Annotated in this window: 18 protein-coding genes; 12 read left to right on the forward strand and 6 right to left on the reverse strand. The window is 67.1% G+C overall.

Going from position 1 to position 17,579, the window contains the following annotated elements; genetic code table 11:
* Positions 1-49: 49 nt before the first annotated feature.
* Positions 50-382, reverse strand: coding sequence for a hypothetical protein (locus SSKA14_RS02475; protein ID WP_008268261.1), 333 nt, complete (start codon positions 380-382; stop codon positions 50-52).
* A gap of 232 nt (positions 383-614) precedes the next feature.
* On the reverse strand, positions 615-1,013 hold the full coding sequence (locus SSKA14_RS02480) for a RidA family protein (RefSeq protein WP_008267880.1): 399 nt from the start codon (positions 1,011-1,013) through the stop codon (positions 615-617).
* A gap of 108 nt (positions 1,014-1,121) precedes the next feature.
* On the opposite strand from SSKA14_RS02480, the gene SSKA14_RS02485 reads away from it, so the two are divergent.
* From SSKA14_RS02485 to uvrD, 7 genes are all read left to right on the forward strand, one after another.
* A complete protein-coding gene (locus tag SSKA14_RS02485) occupies positions 1,122-2,015 on the forward strand; it encodes a LysR family transcriptional regulator (RefSeq protein ID WP_008265416.1) in 894 nt (297 codons plus the stop codon).
* 82 nt (positions 2,016-2,097) lie between these two features.
* The gene (gene dnaQ, locus SSKA14_RS02490) at positions 2,098-2,607 is read left to right on the forward strand and encodes a DNA polymerase III subunit epsilon (protein ID WP_008265864.1); all 510 of its coding nucleotides are present in this window, start codon (positions 2,098-2,100) and stop codon (positions 2,605-2,607) included.
* Between the two features lie 237 nt (positions 2,608-2,844).
* On the forward strand, positions 2,845-3,081 hold the full coding sequence (rpmB, locus tag SSKA14_RS02495; RefSeq protein ID WP_005411638.1) for a 50S ribosomal protein L28: 237 nt from the start codon (positions 2,845-2,847) through the stop codon (positions 3,079-3,081).
* Between the two features lie 10 nt (positions 3,082-3,091).
* Entirely contained in the window at positions 3,092-3,259 is a 168-nt protein-coding gene (rpmG, locus tag SSKA14_RS02500; RefSeq protein ID WP_170272460.1) for a 50S ribosomal protein L33, read from the forward strand.
* Positions 3,260-3,490: 231 nt separating this feature from the next.
* The gene (cls, locus tag SSKA14_RS02505) at positions 3,491-4,909 is read left to right on the forward strand and encodes a cardiolipin synthase (RefSeq protein WP_008266830.1); all 1,419 of its coding nucleotides are present in this window, start codon (positions 3,491-3,493) and stop codon (positions 4,907-4,909) included.
* A 45-nt stretch (positions 4,910-4,954) separates the two neighbouring features.
* The gene (locus SSKA14_RS02510) at positions 4,955-6,376 is read left to right on the forward strand and encodes an FAD/NAD(P)-binding protein (protein ID WP_008264465.1); all 1,422 of its coding nucleotides are present in this window, start codon (positions 4,955-4,957) and stop codon (positions 6,374-6,376) included.
* Positions 6,377-6,385: 9 nt separating this feature from the next.
* Positions 6,386-8,578, forward strand: a complete 2,193-nt coding sequence (uvrD, locus tag SSKA14_RS02515) for a DNA helicase II (protein WP_008265069.1) — start codon at positions 6,386-6,388, stop codon at positions 8,576-8,578.
* 101 nt (positions 8,579-8,679) lie between these two features.
* Here uvrD and SSKA14_RS02520 read toward each other — a convergent pair whose 3' ends face one another.
* The gene (locus SSKA14_RS02520) at positions 8,680-9,438 is read right to left on the reverse strand and encodes a hypothetical protein (protein WP_008265240.1); all 759 of its coding nucleotides are present in this window, start codon (positions 9,436-9,438) and stop codon (positions 8,680-8,682) included.
* An 86-nt stretch (positions 9,439-9,524) separates the two neighbouring features.
* On the opposite strand from SSKA14_RS02520, the gene SSKA14_RS02525 reads away from it, so the two are divergent.
* The 3 genes from SSKA14_RS02525 to SSKA14_RS02535 all read left to right on the forward strand — a co-directional run bounded on the left by SSKA14_RS02525 (position 9,525) and on the right by SSKA14_RS02535 (position 11,214).
* Positions 9,525-9,851, forward strand: a complete 327-nt coding sequence (locus tag SSKA14_RS02525; RefSeq protein ID WP_008264587.1) for a low molecular weight protein tyrosine phosphatase family protein — start codon at positions 9,525-9,527, stop codon at positions 9,849-9,851.
* A gap of 140 nt (positions 9,852-9,991) precedes the next feature.
* Positions 9,992-10,546 (forward strand): hypothetical protein, encoded by a 555-nt coding sequence (locus SSKA14_RS02530; protein WP_008267784.1) that lies wholly within the window; start codon positions 9,992-9,994, stop codon positions 10,544-10,546.
* Positions 10,547-10,767: 221 nt separating this feature from the next.
* Positions 10,768-11,214 carry a universal stress protein gene (locus tag SSKA14_RS02535; protein ID WP_005411629.1) on the forward strand — a complete coding sequence of 149 codons (447 nt, stop codon included), beginning with the start codon at positions 10,768-10,770 and terminating at the stop codon, positions 11,212-11,214.
* A 143-nt stretch (positions 11,215-11,357) separates the two neighbouring features.
* Here SSKA14_RS02535 and SSKA14_RS02540 read toward each other — a convergent pair whose 3' ends face one another.
* The gene (locus SSKA14_RS02540) at positions 11,358-11,642 is read right to left on the reverse strand and encodes a DUF2782 domain-containing protein (RefSeq protein WP_040006855.1); all 285 of its coding nucleotides are present in this window, start codon (positions 11,640-11,642) and stop codon (positions 11,358-11,360) included.
* A 98-nt stretch (positions 11,643-11,740) separates the two neighbouring features.
* On the opposite strand from SSKA14_RS02540, the gene polA reads away from it, so the two are divergent.
* Both polA and SSKA14_RS02550 read left to right on the forward strand, forming a co-directional pair.
* Positions 11,741-14,515, forward strand: a complete 2,775-nt coding sequence (gene polA / locus SSKA14_RS02545; RefSeq protein ID WP_008268156.1) for a DNA polymerase I — start codon at positions 11,741-11,743, stop codon at positions 14,513-14,515.
* A gap of 328 nt (positions 14,516-14,843) precedes the next feature.
* Positions 14,844-15,323: a YetF domain-containing protein gene (locus SSKA14_RS02550; protein ID WP_008266839.1), complete on the forward strand. Its 480-nt coding sequence runs from the start codon at positions 14,844-14,846 to the stop codon at positions 15,321-15,323.
* Positions 15,324-15,397: 74 nt separating this feature from the next.
* On the opposite strand, the gene SSKA14_RS02555 is transcribed toward SSKA14_RS02550, so the two are convergent.
* Positions 15,398-16,561: a hypothetical protein gene (locus tag SSKA14_RS02555; RefSeq protein WP_040006857.1), complete on the reverse strand. Its 1,164-nt coding sequence runs from the start codon at positions 16,559-16,561 to the stop codon at positions 15,398-15,400.
* A gap of 94 nt (positions 16,562-16,655) precedes the next feature.
* Positions 16,656-17,552, reverse strand: coding sequence for an oxygen-dependent coproporphyrinogen oxidase (gene hemF / locus SSKA14_RS02560; RefSeq protein WP_008266631.1), 897 nt, complete (start codon positions 17,550-17,552; stop codon positions 16,656-16,658).
* Positions 17,553-17,579: the final 27 nt, after the last annotated feature.

Genomic DNA, 17,579 nt, shown 5'->3' on the forward strand with positions numbered 1-17,579 from the left:
TTCCGGTTGTGAGTGAAACGGGAGCCCGCAATCGCGGGACGCGCTCAACTCACGCCCGGGGAGGACGCGTCAATTCATCCTGGGCGACCGCATAGGTCGCCGCATCGCCTGCATTCATCCAGCGCGCCGGCAGCGGCGCCCCGAAGGCGGCAAGCGTGTGTGCCGGCAGGCTCAGGTTGGAGTGGTGGCAGTGGTTGTGGCCACAGGCACCGACATGCTTGCCATCGGTATCGCCATCGGAATCCGGTGCGGACTCCACGTGCACCGTGCTGGCGTGCGGTTCCACCGTGCACGCTAGTGCGTCGGCCACCGGCACGACCACGAACGCCGCCATCAGCAGCATCAGCAGGTACGAGCGAAGGTGGCGGGAGATCCGGCGCATGAAGGGGAGGCTAGCAAGCGGTTTTCGCCGGATACAATATCAATGGCCGCTTCGGGAATCCGTCGGAATCTCCCGTTCAGGTGGACGGCCTGGGGGCCTCCTGCCCTGGTGGATGTCGACTTCCTGCCCTGGTGGGTGCCGATCTCCTGCCTTGGTGGGTGCCGACCTCCTGCCTTGGTGGGTGTCGACCTTGGTCGACACGCCTTTCGATGCTGCCGGCCAGCGGCTGGCACTACCGGTCTGCGGGCAGCTTCGCGATCACCTTGATCTCGAACTGGAACCCGTAGAGCCAGGTCACGCCGATGCCGGTCAGGGTCGGATGCGGCGCCTCGCCCCAGTACTCGGGCACGATCGCCCACGCCTTCTCGAAGTTCTTCTCGGGGTCGACCAGGAACACGGTCACGTCGATCACGTCATCGAACGTGCAGCCCGCGGCAGCCAACACCGCGTTGAGATTCTCGAAGGCGCGGCGCACCTGCGTTTCGAAGTCCGGTTCGGGCGAGCCGTCCTCGCGGCTGCCGACCTGGCCGGAGACGAACAGGAAGCCATTGGAACGGATCGCCGGCGAGTAGCGGTTGCGCTCATACAGGGCCTGGCGGCCGGCGGGGAAAACGACATTGCGCTGTGACATGGGAAGGAATCGGTTGGGAAGAACGCCATCGTCCGCCCCTTCGCTGTCTGGATAAACCGCGATGATCAGCCTAGATTGGTTGCCAATCCCAAACAATAACGGCCTGTCATGGACCGCTTCGAGGCGATGCGGGCGTTTGCCCGGGTGGTGGAGACCGGTAGCTTCACCCGTGCCGCGCTCACGCTTCAGGTCAGCCGCACCACGGTCACCCAGCTGGTACAGCAGCTGGAGGCCCACCTGCGGCTGCGCCTGCTCAACCGCACCACCCGGCGGGTCAGCGTCACCGCCGATGGCGCGGCCTATTACCCGCGCATCGCCCGCCTGCTGGCCGAGCTGGAAGAGGTGGAGGGCGGGCTGGGCGATGCGGCCACCCAGCCGCGTGGGCGCCTGCGCGTGGACGTGCCCGGGCCGTACGCTCGGCTGCGGCTGGTGCCGGCGCTGCCGGATTTCCAGGTGCGCTACCCGGAGATCCAGCTGGACATCGGCGTGAGTGACCGCGAGGTCGATGTCATCGCTGACAACGTGGATTGCGTGATCCGTGGCGGCACGCCGGCCGACCCGGCGCTGGTGGCGCGGCCGCTCGGCGCGCTGCCGATCGGCTTCCACGCCAGCCCGGGCTACGTGCAGCGCTTCGGCCAGCCTGCCGACCCGCGCGCGCTGGAAGGGCCCGATCACCACATGGTCGGCTTCCTCAGCCCGCGCAGTGGCCGGGCCAGGGTGTTCAACGCTCAACGTGGCGATGAGCGCATCGAGGTGCAGGGCCGCTACACGATCGGCTTCGACGACGGCAACGCCTATCTGGCGGCTGCGTTGGCGGGTCTGGGCGTGGTGGCGCTGCCCAGCTACATGGCCGCGCCGCACGTGGCGCGTGGCGAGCTGCTGCCGGTGCTGCAGGACTGGCAGCTGCCATCGATGCCGATGCATGTGATGTTTCCGCCGAACCGGCACATGAGCCAGCGGCTGCGGGTGTTCATTGATTGGGTGGTGGAGGTGCTGGCGTGAGCATCTGCAACGTTTCCGAATCCGCTCACGCAGTGGCACGTGCGAAAATCACCACAGCACGCAACCGGAAACTTCGTCACGCATGAGCCGCATCGTCGCACTGGATACCGAAACCACCGGCATCTCCCATCGGCTCGGCCATCGCGTGATCGAGATCGGTGCCGTCGAGTTGATCGATGGCCAGCTGACCGGGCGCCAGTTCCACACCTACCTGCAGCCGCAGCGCAAGGTCGACCGGGGCGCGCAGCGCGTGCATGGCATCAGCGATGCGATGCTGGTGGGCAAGCCGCTGTTCTCCAGCAAGGCCGCCGAACTGCTGGCGTTCCTGCGCGGCAGCGAGATGGTCGCGCACAACGCCACTTTCGATGTGGGCTTCCTGGACAACGAGCTGCGCCTGTCCGGCATTCCCGGCACGCTGGCCCAGCATTGCCGCATCACCTGCAGCCTGAAGCTGGCGCGCGGGCGCTGGCCGGGCCAGGGCAACAAGCTGGACGATGTACTGCAGCGCCTGCGCATTCCGGGCAACCGTGGCCTGCACGGTGCGTTGAAGGATGCCCATCTGCTGGCCCAGGTCATCCCGCACCTGCGTTGAGGCCCGCCACCGGGCGCGTTCAGCCACAGCCTGTGGGTAACTTGCGCAAGTGCTTGAACCCGTGCATAATGCTCGGCTCGCTGTGTCCGGTTTTCTACCGGGCGGCGCCCCCGGGAGCACGTCCCCGGCCGCCCAACGCCAGCGTAACCCTTTGATTCTCTTGACGTGTGGTGGGCAACCACCGAGGCCGCCGTCTCCCGGGCTACGGGCTGACACAACTTACTATCGAGGTGCGCCATGTCCCGCGTATGCCAGGTTTCCGGCAAGCGAGTGCAGACCGGTAACAACGTCTCGCACGCCAACAACAAGACCCGTCGTCGTTTCCTGCCCAACCTGCACGAGCGCCGCTTCTGGGTTGCCAGCGAGAACCGCTGGGTGAAGCTTCGTGTTTCCGCGCATGCACTGCGCACCATCGACAAGAACGGCATCGATTCCGTTCTGGCTGAGCTGCGTGCGCGCGGCGAAAAGGTCTGAGGAGTAGACGATCATGGCAGGCAAGCGCGATAAGGTCCGTATGATTTCGACCGCCGGTACCGGTCACTTCTACACGACCGACAAGAACAAGAAGAACACCCCGGGGAAGATGGAATTCTCCAAGTACGATCCGGTCGTGCGCAAGCACGTCCCGTACAAGGAAGGCAAGATCAAGTAATCCGCAAGGATTGCTGGTCCCCGCGAAGAAACCCGCCCTTGTGGCGGGTTTTTTCATGCCCGGCGGTCGGGCCGGTGGCTGCCTGTGGGTGCCCACCGTTGGTCGGCACACTCCCTCCACCCCCGGTAGGTGTCGACCTTGGTCGACACGCTGGTTCAAAGCAGTCGAGCAAGCTCGACTCTACACACCCTGCTGGGCAGAATGGCCTATCACCTCCCGACGGGCGACGCGATGCTGTTCGAGTGGTTGCTGGGTTCGTACCTGCTGCTGATCGACTGGCTGATCCGGCTGGTCGCGCTGTGCTGGATCCCCACCCGCACCACGCCGGGGGCGGCGCGCAGCTGGCTGCTGCTGGTCGGCTTCGTGCCGCTGCTGGGCCTGCCGCTGTACCTGCTGTTCGGCCACCCGTGGCTGTCGCGCGAGCGCATCCGCCGCCAGGCCGAGGCCTCACAGGTGATCCGCGAGGAACAGGCGCTGCAGCATCGCCTGCGCTGGATCCCGCAACCGGACACCGCCTGCGCCGAGATCGTGCCGCTGGTGCAGCGCCAGGGCGATTTCATGCCGGTGCACGGCAATGCGGTCGACCTGCTGACCGACTACGACGAATCGCTGTACACGCTGATCGCCGACATCGACCAGGCCGAAGACCGCGTACACCTGCTGTACTACCTGATGTTCGACGATGCGGTGGGCGAGGCGGTGGTCGAGGCACTGCAGCGTGCGGCCGCACGTGGCGTGCAGTGCCGCGTGCTGCTCGATGCGGTGGGTGCCAAGCGCGGCCTGCGCGCCTATCGCAAGCGCCTGGAAGCGCGCGACATCGAAGTGCGCGCGATGCTGCCCGGTGGCCTGCGATGGCGCCGCAGCGGGCGCATGGACCTGCGCAACCATCGCAAGATCGCGGTGATCGACAACGAGGTGGCCTACGTCGGTTCGCAGAACCTTGCCGGCCCCGGGTTCGTGCCCGGCCACCCGAACCGCGAGCTGGTGGCGCGGGTGCGCGGCCCGGCGGTGGCGCACCTGGAAGCGGTGTTCGCCAGCGACTGGTACATGGAAACCGGCCAGCGCCTGGACGTGATCGCCGATGTACCCGAGTGCAGCGATGACATCGCCACCCAGCTGCTGCCCAGCGGCCCGGCCTACCCGTACAGCAACGCACGCGATGCGGTGGCGGCGCTGATCCACCTGGCACGGCGCCGGCTGGTGATGGTCACCCCGTATTTCGTGCCCGACGAAGCCACGCTGAGCGCGCTGCGCATTGCCGCGTTGTCCGGCGTGGACGTGCAGCTGATCCTGTCGGCCAGCAACAACCAGCGGCTGACCTCGTGGGCGCAGGAGGCGTACTACGACGAGCTGCTGCGCTGTGGCGTGCGCATCGCCCTGTACGAACCGCAGTTCCTGCACGCCAAGCACATGAGCGTGGACGAGGACATTGCCGTACTCGGCTCGATCAACATGGATATCCGCTCGTTTGCGCTGAATGCCGAAATCGGCCTGATCTGCTACGACCGCGCGCTGGTCCAGCAGCTGTGCGCGATCGAGGACGGCTACCTGCGCGAGTCACGGCAGCTGGACCTGCAGCAGTGGCGCAGCCGCCCGACGTGGCGGCGCAGCCGCGAAGGCATCGCACGGCTGGCCGATGCGTTGATGTGAGGCCGCAGTAACCGCCCGCTTCGGCACGCCGGCCTGTCATCGCCGATGGCCTACAATCGGCCCATGACTGATTCACCGCGTAATGGCGAACTGGACCTGGCAATCATCGGTGGTGGTGCGGCCGGGGTGCTGGTGGCGATCCAGGTATTGCGCCAGGCCCGTGCGCCGCTGGCGCTGGCCATCTTCGAGCCGGCCTCGCAGCTGGCGCAGGGCATCGCCTATGCCACGCCGTGGCCGGAGCATCTGCTGAACGTGCCAGCGGCGAAGATGAGTGCGTTTGCCGACGCGCCCGGCGATTTCCTCGATTACCTGATGGCCGCCAACGCCTACCCGGGCGAGGCGCGCGAGGTGCTGGGCGAGCGCTATGTGTGCCGCCACTACTTCGCGGCATACCTGCAGGAGCGCCTGCAGGACGCCGCCGCGGCCAGCCCGGCGCAGCTGCAGGTGATCACGCAGCCGGTGCTGGGCCTGCAGCCGGATGACCACGGCTACCGGCTGCAGCTGGGCGACGGCCAGGCGCTGCACGCCGCGCAGGCGGTACTCGCCACCGGCAACAGCATGCGCCCGCTGCCGGTGGCCGGCGCCGATGCGCTGCCTGCCGACGATGTGATCGAGGCCTGGGACTACGACGGCGTACGCACCCTGGCCGGTGAGCAGGCCGTGGCCATTGTCGGTTCCGGCCTGAGCATGGCCGACACCGTGCTGGCACTGGTCGCCGCCGGTCACAGCGGACCGCTGCACGTGATCTCGCGCCATGGCCTGCTGCCGTTGCCGCATGCCCACGGTGGCCTGCCCAGCTTCGACCCGGCCACACTGCTGCCGATGAACCTGCGCCAGCGCCTGCGCGCATTGCGCGGCTTCGCGCGCCAGGCACAGGCCGAAGGCATGCCCTGGCAGGGCGTGATGGACCGCATCCGCCCGCACGGGCAGGCACTGTGGTGCAGCCTCGATGAGGCCGACCAGCGCCGCTTCCTGCGCCATGTGGTGCGCTATTGGGACGTGCATCGCCACCGCATCGCCGAAGAGGTGGATGCGCAGCTGCAGGCGCTGCAGCACAGCGGCCAGCTGCGTATCCACCGGTCGCGGCTGCAGCGCGTCTGGCGCGACGGCGATGCGCTGCAGCTGTCCGGCCGCGATGCCACCGGCAATGAACAGCAGTGGGCGATCGGCGGGGTGATCAACGCCACCGGCGTGGAAACCCGTGCCCGCGCGCTGCGCAATCCGTTGCTGCAACAGCTGCAGGCCGATGGGCTGGCCCGCCCTGGCCCGCATGGCCTGGGCCTGGACAGCACGGTGCCGGGCGATCGCCTGTGCGCCGCCGGTGGCCAGCCGCAGGCACGGCTGGGCGTGCTCGGCAGCCTGCGTATCGGCAGCCTGTGGGAAAGCCTGGCCGTGCCTGAACTGCGTCAGCAGGCGCACGCACTGGCAACGCAGGTGGTCGCAGGAGCCGCGACGGCGATGCCGTAAAATGGGGGCATGGATGTCTCCCACCTGCTTGATGGCCTGAACCCGGCCCAGCGCGAAGCCGTCTCCGCTCCCCCCGGCCACCACCTGGTGCTGGCCGGTGCCGGTTCCGGCAAGACCCGCGTACTCACCCACCGCATCGCCTGGCTGCATGAAGTCGATGGCGTGCCGACCCACGGCATCTTCGCGGTGACCTTCACCAACAAGGCGGCCGGCGAAATGCGCCACCGCATCGACGCGCAGCTGCCCAACGGCAGCCGCGGCATGTGGATCGGCACCTTCCACGGCCTGGCCAACCGCCTGCTGCGCCTGCATTGGCAGGACGCGAAGCTGCCCGAAGGCTTCCAGGTGATGGATTCGGACGACCAGCTGCGGCTGGTCAAGCGCGTGGTGCAGGCACTGGAACTGGACGACGGCAAGTACCCGGCCAAGCAGATCGCGTGGTGGATCAACGCGCAGAAGGACGAAGGCCGCCGCCCGCAGCACATCCAGCCCGAACCGAACGACGCGTGGCTGGAAACCATGCGCCAGGCCTACATCGAGTACCAGTCGCGCTGCGACCGCGCCGGCCTGGTCGACTTCGCCGAGCTGCTGCTGCGCGCGCACGAACTGCTGCGCGACAACCCGGCGCTGCTGTCGCACTACCGCGCCCGTTTCCGCGAAATACTGGTGGACGAGTTCCAGGACACCAACGCCATCCAGTACGCCTTCGTGCGCGTGCTGGCCGGTGATTCCGGCCACGTGTTCGTGGTCGGCGACGATGACCAGGCCATCTATGGCTGGCGCGGTGCCAAGGTGGAGAACGTGCAGGGCTTCCTGCGTGACTTCCCGGGCGCGCAGACCATCCGCCTGGAACAGAACTACCGCTCCACCGCCAACATCCTCGGCGCCGCCAACGCGGTGATCGCGCACAACCCCGACCGCATCGGCAAGCAGCTGTGGACCGACAGCGGCGACGGCGAGCCGATCGACCTGTATGCCGCCTACAACGAGATGGACGAAGCGCGCTACATCGTCGAGCGCGCGCGCCAGTGGGTGCGCGACGGTGGCAGCTACACCGAAGTGGCCGTGCTCTACCGCAGCAACGCGCAGTCGCGCGCGCTGGAAGAAGCGCTGCTGAGCGAGCAGGTGCCGTACCGCGTGTACGGTGGCATGCGCTTCTTCGAGCGTGCCGAAATCAAGGACGCGCTGGCCTACCTGCGCCTGCTGTCCAACCGCAACGATGACGCGGCGTTCGAGCGCGCGGTCAACACGCCCACCCGTGGCATCGGCGACCGTACGCTGGACGAAGTGCGCCGCGAAGCGCGCGCGCAGGGTATTTCGCTGTGGGAAGCGACCATGCTGGTCACCCAGGGCAGCGCGCTGGCCGCCCGTGCGCGCAATGCGCTGGCCGGTTTCCTGGTGCTGGTCAACGAGCTGCAGGCGCAGACCCTGCACATGACCCTGGCCGAGCGCGTGGACCACGTGCTGGCCCGCTCGCAGCTGCGCGAGCACTGGAGCAAGGAAAGCCGCAACGCGCTGGATTCGGAATCGCGCACCGACAACCTCGACGAACTGGTCTCGGTGGCTTCGCGCTTCGTGCGCCGCGCCGACGACATCGAGGAAGTGGGCGAGGACATGGACGAGCTGGTCGCGTTCCTGGCCTATGCCGCGCTGGAGGCTGGTGAGGGCCAGGCGCAGGCGGGCGAGGACGGTGTGCAGCTGATGACCCTGCACTCGGCCAAGGGCCTGGAATTCCCGCTGGTGTTCCTGGCCGGCCTGGAAGAAGGCCTGTTCCCCAGCGCACGCTCGCTGGAGGAAAGCGGGCGGTTGGAAGAAGAGCGCCGCCTGGCCTACGTGGGCATCACCCGCGCGCGGCAGAAGCTGGTGCTGAGTTACGCCGAATCGCGCCGCATCCACGGCCAGGACAACTACAGCCTGCCGTCGCGCTTCCTGCGCGAGATCCCGCGTGAGCTGCTGCACGAAGTGCGGCCGAAGGTGCAGGTCTCGCGGCCGGCCTCGATGGGCGCCAGCCGGGTGATGGGCCATGCCTCGATCGAGGCGCCGCCGATCAAGCTCGGCGCACTGGTTACCCATCCCAAGTTCGGCGAAGGCATGGTGACCGACTACGAAGGCAGCGGCGCGCACGCCCGTGTGCAGGTCGAGTTCGCCGATGCCGGCAGCAAGTGGCTGGTGATGGCGTACGCCAACCTGACGGTGATCTGATCGCCATCGAGGGGTCGGATCCCTCCCGCAGGGAGGGCTCTGACCCCATCGCGGGAAAGCCCAGCCGAGCATGGGCTCGGCGCAACAGCTGCGGTCGGCCGTCAGCCGGTGGTGAACGTCTCCACGGCTGCCACCAATCGCGCGCGGTCTATAACTTCTTCGTCCTGCCGGTTGCGGATCAGCACGTAGTTGCCTTTCTCCGGCGAGAGCACCTCGATCACCTCATCGCGATAGTTGGTGATCTCGATAAAGCCATTACTGACGCCACTCAGGTTGTCGATCTCAGCCAGCAGCACCCGCAGTGACACAGGCGCGCCGCATTCATCAGTGCCGCCCCCGGTTCGAGGGTTGTCGAAGTAGAGGCTGATCTTGGGTTGCATGACCCGATCCCATTCGTAGGCAGGGATTCGATGGGCCGTGGCCTGGCGGAACTCTTCGGCCGATTCGTTTCCGCTGAACTCGCACCGGAAGATCGGAACACAGAGGAACAGGCCGGCGCGGTTTCCGATCTGATTCAGGAGTCCGTGATACGTGCTGGGCACTGCCATCGCATGGGTGAACCCATGCGTGTTGGCAGGAATTCCGAAGATCGTTGGCCTGTCGTGGGGCAGATGGGCCGGTGCCAGCAGCACAACGCTGGCCGCGAAAGCCGGATCGTCGATGTTTCGCGACGCAACGGCGACCGTCTGATCGGTGGCAAGGCGTAGGCAGCAATGGATGGTGTAGGTCGCGACGGCATAGTCCGCGAAGCAACAACCATGGGCTTCGCGTATTTCTCCGAACTCCAGTAACAGGTCATCCCTGGTCATCATGGGCATCTGGATGATGGAAACGCACATAATGGCTGCTGCAGCGTTCATCGGCCATGCAATTTCTCCGAAGCACTCCTTGGGGTCACAGCCCTATCCAGTTGGAAAAGGAATCTGACCCCGATAGGCTGCTGGGCATGACCCGCCACGTGCTCTTCCTCTGCAGCCAGAACCGCCTGCGCAGCCCGACGGCCGAGCAGGTGTTCGCTGATTGGCCGGGAATTGAAACCGCCTCGGCCGGGCTGCTGGCCGACGCCGAGGAAGTGCTCAGCCCGGAGCTGCTGCAGTGGGCTGACCTGGTGTTCGTGATGGAGAAGGCGCATCGCAACCGGCTGTCCAGCCGCTACAAGGCATGGCTGGGCGGCAAGCGGGTGATCTGTCTGGATATCCCCGACGACTACGACTACATGGACCCGGTGCTGGTGGAGTTGCTGAAGCGCAAGGTGACGCGGTTCCTGCGCTGAGCGCGGGAGAAAGGCAGTCGAGCAAGCTATGCCGGTCGTCCTGACCGGCCCCTTCGGGCCGTCGCAAGCGACGTTGGCAGCGGCTCCTGCCGCTGCCTTCGACTCTACAATGGGGCCTGACATCTTCCAGGAACGCCCCCATGACCGAACCCACGCTGCACGTCACCGTGAAGTTGAACGCCCGGCTGCAGCCGGAGCACCGCCATGAACTGTTCGAAGACCCGCTCGATGCGCTGCTGCAGGCGGCCCAGGTGGGCGAGCTGACCGGCGGCGGGACCGCGATGTCCGACCTGGGCGAGGTCGAGTACGGCGATATCGAAGTGGCGCTGGTGGATGCGAGTGGCGTGCCGAAGCTGATCGATCTGCTGGAGCAGCTGGGGGCGCCGAAGGGGTCGCAGCTGCAGGGTGCGGGCGAGGCCGACCGCAGCTTCGGCGTGACCGAAGGCCTGGGCATCTACCTGGACGGGCTGACCCTGCCGGACGACGTCTACGAGCAGTGCGATTCCAACCACGTGTTCGAACAGCTGTCGGAGAACATCGACGGCCTCGGCGAGATCTGCAGCTGGTGGCAGGGCCCGACCGAGACCGCGCTGTACATGTACGGCGAATCGTTCGAGGCGATGCGTGATGCGATCGCTGAATTCGTGGCCAGCTACCCGCTATGCCAGAACGCGCGCGTGGTGCAGATCGCCTGAACAAAGCAACGGTAGAGTCGAGCTTGCTCGACTGCTTCTACCCGCAAAGAAAGCAGTCGAGCAAGCTCGACTCTACGGTAATGGCCTACCCGCCCGCTGCCTGGCGGGCGATGCTCGCGTGCCGCTGCGCGGCGCCGGATTGATCCTGCTCAAGGCGCGGCCTGCACATCCGGTGTGCAATGGTGTCGTTCCCATCTGGCAGATCGCTACGGAGCCCCACCATGTACAAGCGCATCCTGATTGCCACCGACGGGTCCGAGCTGGCCGACAAGGGCCTGGCCAAGGGCCTGGAGCTGGCCAAGGACCTCAATGCCGAGGTCGATATCGTGACCGTTTCCGAGCCGTGGGCCGTCGGCATGTACGACGCCATGGGCTGGAGCGTGGGCTATATGAACAGCCCCGAGTACAAGGCCGACCGCGAGGAAGGCGCACAGAAGGTGCTGCAGCCGGCGCTGGCCAAGGCGGCCGAGCAGGGCATCACCGCCAACCCGGTGCACGTACTGGACCGCTACGCGGCCGACGGCATCATCGAGACGGCGGGCGAGCGCAACAGCGACCTGATCGTGATGACCTCGCATGGCCGTCGTGGCGTCACCCGCGTGCTGCTGGGCAGCCAGACCGCCGAAGTGCTGGCACGCAGCACGCTGCCGGTGCTGGTCATCCGCTGATCCACACCCGCTGATTCACGCGTTCCCGGGGAGGGGACCCGACGCCGGCCGCAGGATGCGCGCCGGCGTTGTCTTTTGAGGGCCGGGGGCCATCCACGCATGGCGTGGATCTACTGAATCGCAGGGATCCGCCCCCCGTCACATCACCAGCTGTACAGCTTCCAGTACACCGGCGAGACGCCGTCCTTGTCGTTGTCGAAACGGCCATCGCCGTTCTTGTCGTACATGTAGTACGGTGCGCCGCGCGACGGGGTCACCTTGACCATGCGCAGCTGGCCGGACACGCGGTATTCCTCGATGGTGTCACCGTTGTCCATGGTGCGCTTGGAGACATCGGCGCCCTTGACGTCCACCGGGGGAGCACCTGCGCCACCCATGCTGGCGCAGCCAGCGAGCAGGAGCACGGAAGCCAGCATCAGGGTCTTCATCGGCGGGGGCCTTTGCCTGGATAGAGCCCTGATTATGCCCCATCGCCGGGTGCGTGCCGTGTCGTCGCGGTGCAGGCACGGGCGCGTAGAATCGGCGCATGAGCAGATTAGTCCTGATCGACGGGTCCAGTTACCTGTACCGCGCGTTCCACGCGCTGCCGCCCCTGTCCAATGCACAGGGTGAACCCACCGGCGCGCTGTTCGGCGTGGTCAACATGCTGCGCTCGACGCTGAAGGAACGCCCGGCCTACGTCGCGTTCGTGGTCGATGCGCCTGGCAAGACCTTCCGCGATGACCTGTACGACCAGTACAAGGCCAACCGGCCGCCGATGCCCGACGAGCTGCGCAGCCAGGTCGAGCCGATGTGCCGCATCGTCGAGGCGCTGGGCATCAGCATCCTGCGCATCCCCGGCGTGGAAGCCGACGATGTGATCGGCACGCTGGCCCTGCAGGGCCTGGCGCAGGACCTGAAGGTGACCATCTCCACCGGTGACAAGGACTTCGCCCAGCTGGTGCGTCCGGGCATCGAACTGGTCAACACCATGACCGGCAGCCGCATGGATTCGGACGCGGCAGTGATGGACAAGTTCGGCGTGCGCGCCGACCAGATCATCGACCTGCTGGCGCTGATGGGCGACACCGTCGACAACGTGCCGGGCGTGGAGAAGTGCGGGCCGAAGACCGCCGCCAAGTGGCTGGCCGAGTACCAGCACCTGGACGGGGTGATGGCGGCCGCGCCGACCATGAAGGGCAAGATCGGCGAGAACCTGCGCGCCGCGCTGGAGCGGCTGCCGCTGAACCGCGAACTGGTGACGATCCGCACCGACGTGGCGCTGGACGCCAGCCCGACCACGCTGGCCCTGCGCGAGCAGGACGTGCCGGAGCTGACCGAGCTGTATACGCGCTACGGCTTCACCCAGGCGCTGAAGGAACTGGGAGCACCGCTGCCGGCGCCCACCGCTGCCAGTGAGGCCACCCCGAGCCTGCGCGGTACCGCCGCCGGCTTTGCCCGTGGCAGCGCCGAAGCGCCGGCCGCCGGTACGCTGGACCCGGCGCTGGCCGCGCCCGGTGAATACGAGACGGTGCTGACCACCGAACAGCTGCAGACCTGGGTCGAGCGCCTGCAGCAGGCCGAGCTGATCAGCTTCGATACCGAAACCGATGCGCTGGACGCGATGCGCGCGCGCCTGGTCGGCGTCAGCCTGGCGGTCGAGCCGGGCAGGGCCGCCTACATTCCGGTCGGCCACGATTACCCGGGTGCGCCGGCGCAGCTGCCGATGCAGCAGGTGCTGGATGCGCTGCGCCCGGTGTTGCAGGACCCGGCGAAGAAGAAGCTGGGCCAGCATGGCAAGTACGACCTGCATGTGCTGCGCCGCCATGGCGTGGACGTGCAGGGCTACCACGACGACACCATGCTCGAGAGCTTCGTGCTCAACTCCACCGCCACCCGCCACGACATGGACTCGCTGGCCCTGCGCTACCTGGGCTACAGCACCATCAAGTTCGAGGACGTGGCCGGCAAGGGCGCCAAGCAGATTCCGTTCTCGCAGGTGGGCATCGACGAAGCCAGCCGCTATGCGGCCGAGGACGCCGACATCACCCTGCGCCTGCACCGCGCGCTGCAACCACAGCTGCTGGCCGAGCCGGCGCTGGACAGCGTGTACCGCGACATCGAGATGCCGCTGGTGCCGGTACTGACCACGATCGAAGCCAACGGCGTGCGCATCGATACCGACGAATTGCGCCGGCAGAGCCAGGACCTGTCCTCGCGCATGCTGGCCGCGCAGCAGAAGGCCACCGAGCTGGCCGGGCGCAGCTTCAACCTGGATTCGCCCAAGCAGCTGCAGGCGGTGCTGTTCGATGAGCTGAAGCTGCCGGCGGTGGTGAAGACCCCCAAGGGCCAGCCCAGCACCAATGAAGAGGCGCTGGAGGCGATTGCCGAGCAGCACGAGCTGCCGCGGGTGATCCTGGAGTACCGCGGCCTGGCCAAGCTGCGCAGCACCTACACCGACAAGCTGCCGGAGATGGTCAACCCGGAGACCGGCCGCGTGCACACCAGCTACCACCAGTCCGGTGCCGCCACCGGCCGCCTGTCCTCGTCGGACCCGAACCTGCAGAACATCCCGATCCGCACCGAGGACGGCCGCCGCATCCGCCGCGCGTTCGTGGCGCCGGAGGGCTGCCAGCTGCTGGCGGCCGACTATTCGCAGATCGAGCTGCGGATCATGGCCCACCTGTCCGAGGACCCGGGCCTGGTGCGCGCCTTCGAACAGGGCGCCGACGTGCACCGTGCCACCGCCGCCGAGGTGTTCGGGCGCACGCTGGAGGAAGTGACCCCGAACGAACGCCGTGCCGCCAAGGCGATCAACTTCGGCCTGATGTACGGCATGAGCGCGTTCGGCCTGGCCCGCAACCTGGGCATCGACCGTGGCCAGGCGCAGGACTACGTGGCGCTGTACTTCAGCCGCTACCCGGGCGTGCGCGACTTCATGGAGCGGATGCGCCAGCAGGCCCGCGACCAGGGCTACGTGGAAACCCTGTTCGGCCGCCGCCTGTACCTGAACGACATTCATGCCCGCAACCAGGGCCTGCGCGCGGGGGCTGAACGCGCGGCGATCAATGCGCCGATGCAGGGCACCGCCGCCGACATCATCAAGCGCGCGATGGTGGACGTGGACCAGTGGCTGCGTGACAGCGGCGCACCGGCACGGATGATCCTGCAGGTGCACGATGAACTGGTGTTCGAAACCGAAAGCAGTTTCGTCGAAGACTTGCGTTTGCAGGTGGTGGAGCGCATGTCGCAAGCGGCCAAACTGCGGGTGCCGCTGGTGGTCGATACCGGTATCGGCAGCAACTGGGACGAGGCGCACTGACCGCATTTCAGGCCGAAAACGACGTGAATTTGTTCATCAGTCGGAGGTTTCTGACTCGATCATGAATGTTCCCCCGATTGAAGTTCATTAAATTGGGCCCCTTCACGAACCGTTAGTGTTCGGAGTGCTTCTATAACTCTCGACAGGCGCAATGCCTGTTGTGGATCTCTCCCATCCCCTGGAGCAGATCTCGGAACGGGGACTCCTCCCCAAGTGCCCGTTCCCCGGCCCCGTTGACCTCCCCCTGGTCAGCGGGGCTTTTTATTTGTGCCGTTGCCAGATTCCCTGGTCTGCGCCACGCTGGGCCACCGCTCCGCAGGGGAAAACGATGCCCGATCTGTTCGCACTGGCGATGCCGTGGTGGGAGTTCATCCTGCGCGCGGTGGTGGTGTACGTCGTAGTGCTGGGCATGGTCCGGCTCAGCGGCAAGCGCGCACTGGGGCAGATCACGCCGTTCGACGTGCTGCTGATCGTGCTGCTGGGCAATGCCGTACAGAACGCCCTGCTGGGCACCGACACCTCGCTGGGCGGCGGCCTGTTGCTGGCGGCGACCCTGATCCTGCTCAACTACGGGGTGGGCTGGGTCAGTACCCGCAACCGGCGGATCGAGCGCCTGGTGGAGGGAGAACCGGTGGTGATCGCGCGCGATGGGCGCCTGTTCGACACCGTTCTGCGCCGCGAACAGGTCACCCGCGCCGATTTCGAGGCCGCCATGCGCCAGCAGGGCTGCCTGGGCGTGGAGGATGTCGAGCTGGCCCTGCTGGAGATCAACGGGCACATCACCATCATCCCCAGGAAGAGCACCTGACCGGGTAGCGCCGAGCCTGGGCCCGGCTGCACGGTGCATCAGCCGGGCGGGGGACCGGCGCTACCCAGCCCCGGTCATGGCGTGCAGCGGTCGTTGCCCGCCGCCGGCTTGCGCTCGTAGTAAGCGAAGCGGTTGCCACCGTCGATACCGGCCAGGTTGCCGTTCTGCAGCAGCTGCAGCACGAAGTCGCTGCCGAGTTCGCGATGGATGAGGATGCGGCCGTCGCGCAGGCTGGCGCGCAGTGGCTGCTCGCGGCCACCGGCTTCGACCACGCCGCCCTGCAGGAAGCGCAGCTGCGACAGCACGCTGCGTTCGGCTTCAAAGCTGCCGCAGGGCAGCGCGCTGGCCGTGACCGGTGCCAGTGCCGTGCCGGGAGCGCTGGCCAGCACGCCGAGATCCTTGGCCGGCCCGCAGGCCGGGGCGTCCGCGCGCTGCGCACACGACAGCTGCAGCGCCTCGCGGGCCTGCAGCAGGCGGCCACTGCTCCACAAGGTCTCGGCGGTGTCGGCGCAGAACGTTTCGCCCTGCTGCACGCGGCACAGGGCGATCAGTTCATCCAGCTGTGCCGGCAGCAGCGGCGCATCCACCGAATGCTGCAGGCCGAGCAGGGCCTTGCCCATCATTTCCGAGGCGACCTGCCTGGCCATCGCCGTGCAGCCCTCGGCGTCGAACGACGGTGACTCCTCCTTGCAGATCTCGGGCATCGGCGGCTCCGCCGGGCCCGGCGAAGCGTCCTTGGCCTGCTGCTGGTAGGTTTCCAGCAGGCGCATGCAGGCAGCGCCGACGCCCTCGGCGCACCAGGCATGCAGCTTCTGCGGCTCGGCTTCCGGCAAGGCCTCCAGGCACTCGGAGGTGTTCATCACGCAACCGTCTTCGATGGGCTCCGGCATCACCTTGCACGCGGCGGAGCGCTCACGGGTGAACTCGCGGTACGGCGTGCTGAGGGTGCGGTCGTTGTCGGAGAAGTACCAGTTCTCCAGGCGGCCCGTGGACAGGTTGCCGGTGCCGAGCACGTCGTCCTGGCGGGCGATGCGCAGTTCCTCGGTGGCCTGGTAGGGGCCGGACAGGAAGCCGTGGCCCTCGCTTTCAAGGGTCAGCGTGGTGTTGCCGCTGCTGTCCTTGTAGGTGCCGCAGGCCATCGATTGCGCGGCGGCCGGCAGGCTGGCCGAGGCCAGCACGAGCAGCAGCAGGGAGCGCCAACCCGCAGCGCGGGGACGAAGGGAAACAGACGCGGGCATGACATCATCCTTGAGGAAAAAAGACGACCTGTCCGGTGCACGACGCACCGCAGGCGTGGGGATGGCACCACGCGTCAGGCGTGGTGCCGGAAGATCAGAGCCAGTCGCGCGGCACCAGGTAATCCGCCAGGCGTGCCTCGGCGCTGCCGGCGTCCGGGTTGAAACCGTATTCCCAACGCACCCGCGGCGGCAGGCTCATCAGGATGCTTTCGCTGCGGCCACCGCTCTGCAGGCCGAACAGCGTACCGCGGTCGTAGACCAGGTTGAATTCCACGTAGCGGCCACGACGGTACAGTTGGAACTCGCGTTCGCGCTCGCCATGGGGCGTGTCCTTGCGCTGCTGCACGATCGGCAGGTACGCCTCCAGGAAGCCATCGCCGACCGCGCGGAGGTAGTCGAAATCGCGCTCGAAGTCGCCATGCAGGTCATCGAAGAACAGGCCGCCGACGCCGCGTGTTTCGTTGCGGTGGCGCAGGAAGAAGTACTCGTCGCACCAACGCTTGTGCGCGGCATAACGTTCCTCGCCGAAGGGTGTGCACAGATCGCGCGCCACGCGATGCCAGTGCTGCACGTCCTCGTCGAACGGATAGAACGGGGTCAGGTCGAAGCCGCCGCCGAACCAGCTGGCCACCACGTCGCCGTCGCGCTGCGCCTGGAAGAAGCGCACGTTGGCGTGGGTGGTTGGCACGTAGGGATTGAGCGGGTGGAACACCAGCGACACGCCGGTGGCGCGCCACGAGGCGCCAGCCAGTTCCGGGCGGTTGGCCGAGGCCGACGGCGGCAGGCGGCTGCCGGCCACGTCGGAGAAGCCGATGCCGGCCTGTTCGAACACCGCACCATCGCGCAGCACGCGGGTACGCCCGCCGCCGCCCTCGGCCCGCTGCCACAGGTCTTCCTGGAAGCGGGCCTGGCCATCGACGGCCTCGATCGCCGCGCAGATGCGGTCCTGCAGGTCGGTGAGGTAGGCGCGCACGCGCTCGAATTCGTTCATGGCGCGTACTTTACCGCAGGGCTTGCC

The sequence above is a fragment of the Stenotrophomonas sp. SKA14 genome (assembly GCF_000158575.1).
Classification (GTDB): domain Bacteria; phylum Pseudomonadota; class Gammaproteobacteria; order Xanthomonadales; family Xanthomonadaceae; genus Stenotrophomonas; species Stenotrophomonas forensis.

Excerpts from the sequence above, each read along its gene's own strand:
- SSKA14_RS02475 (WP_008268261.1), bottom strand. The coding sequence starts at position 382 with ATGCGCCGGATCTCCCGCCACCTTCGCTCGTACCTGCTGATGCTGCTG.
- SSKA14_RS02480 (WP_008267880.1), bottom strand. The coding sequence starts at position 1,013 with ATGTCACAGCGCAATGTCGTTTTCCCCGCCGGCCGCCAGGCCCTGTAT.
- SSKA14_RS02485 (WP_008265416.1), top strand. The coding sequence starts at position 1,122 with ATGGACCGCTTCGAGGCGATGCGGGCGTTTGCCCGGGTGGTGGAGACC.
- dnaQ (WP_008265864.1), top strand. The coding sequence starts at position 2,098 with ATGAGCCGCATCGTCGCACTGGATACCGAAACCACCGGCATCTCCCAT.
- rpmB (WP_005411638.1), top strand. The coding sequence starts at position 2,845 with ATGTCCCGCGTATGCCAGGTTTCCGGCAAGCGAGTGCAGACCGGTAAC.
- cls (WP_008266830.1), top strand. The coding sequence starts at position 3,491 with ATGCTGTTCGAGTGGTTGCTGGGTTCGTACCTGCTGCTGATCGACTGG.
- SSKA14_RS02510 (WP_008264465.1), top strand. The coding sequence starts at position 4,955 with ATGGCCTACAATCGGCCCATGACTGATTCACCGCGTAATGGCGAACTG.
- uvrD (WP_008265069.1), top strand. The coding sequence starts at position 6,386 with ATGGATGTCTCCCACCTGCTTGATGGCCTGAACCCGGCCCAGCGCGAA.
- SSKA14_RS02520 (WP_008265240.1), bottom strand. The coding sequence starts at position 9,438 with ATGAACGCTGCAGCAGCCATTATGTGCGTTTCCATCATCCAGATGCCC.
- SSKA14_RS02525 (WP_008264587.1), top strand. The coding sequence starts at position 9,525 with ATGACCCGCCACGTGCTCTTCCTCTGCAGCCAGAACCGCCTGCGCAGC.
- SSKA14_RS02530 (WP_008267784.1), top strand. The coding sequence starts at position 9,992 with ATGACCGAACCCACGCTGCACGTCACCGTGAAGTTGAACGCCCGGCTG.
- SSKA14_RS02535 (WP_005411629.1), top strand. The coding sequence starts at position 10,768 with ATGTACAAGCGCATCCTGATTGCCACCGACGGGTCCGAGCTGGCCGAC.
- SSKA14_RS02540 (WP_040006855.1), bottom strand. The coding sequence starts at position 11,642 with ATGAAGACCCTGATGCTGGCTTCCGTGCTCCTGCTCGCTGGCTGCGCC.
- polA (WP_008268156.1), top strand. The coding sequence starts at position 11,741 with ATGAGCAGATTAGTCCTGATCGACGGGTCCAGTTACCTGTACCGCGCG.
- SSKA14_RS02550 (WP_008266839.1), top strand. The coding sequence starts at position 14,844 with ATGCCCGATCTGTTCGCACTGGCGATGCCGTGGTGGGAGTTCATCCTG.
- SSKA14_RS02555 (WP_040006857.1), bottom strand. The coding sequence starts at position 16,561 with ATGCCCGCGTCTGTTTCCCTTCGTCCCCGCGCTGCGGGTTGGCGCTCC.
- hemF (WP_008266631.1), bottom strand. The coding sequence starts at position 17,552 with ATGAACGAATTCGAGCGCGTGCGCGCCTACCTCACCGACCTGCAGGAC.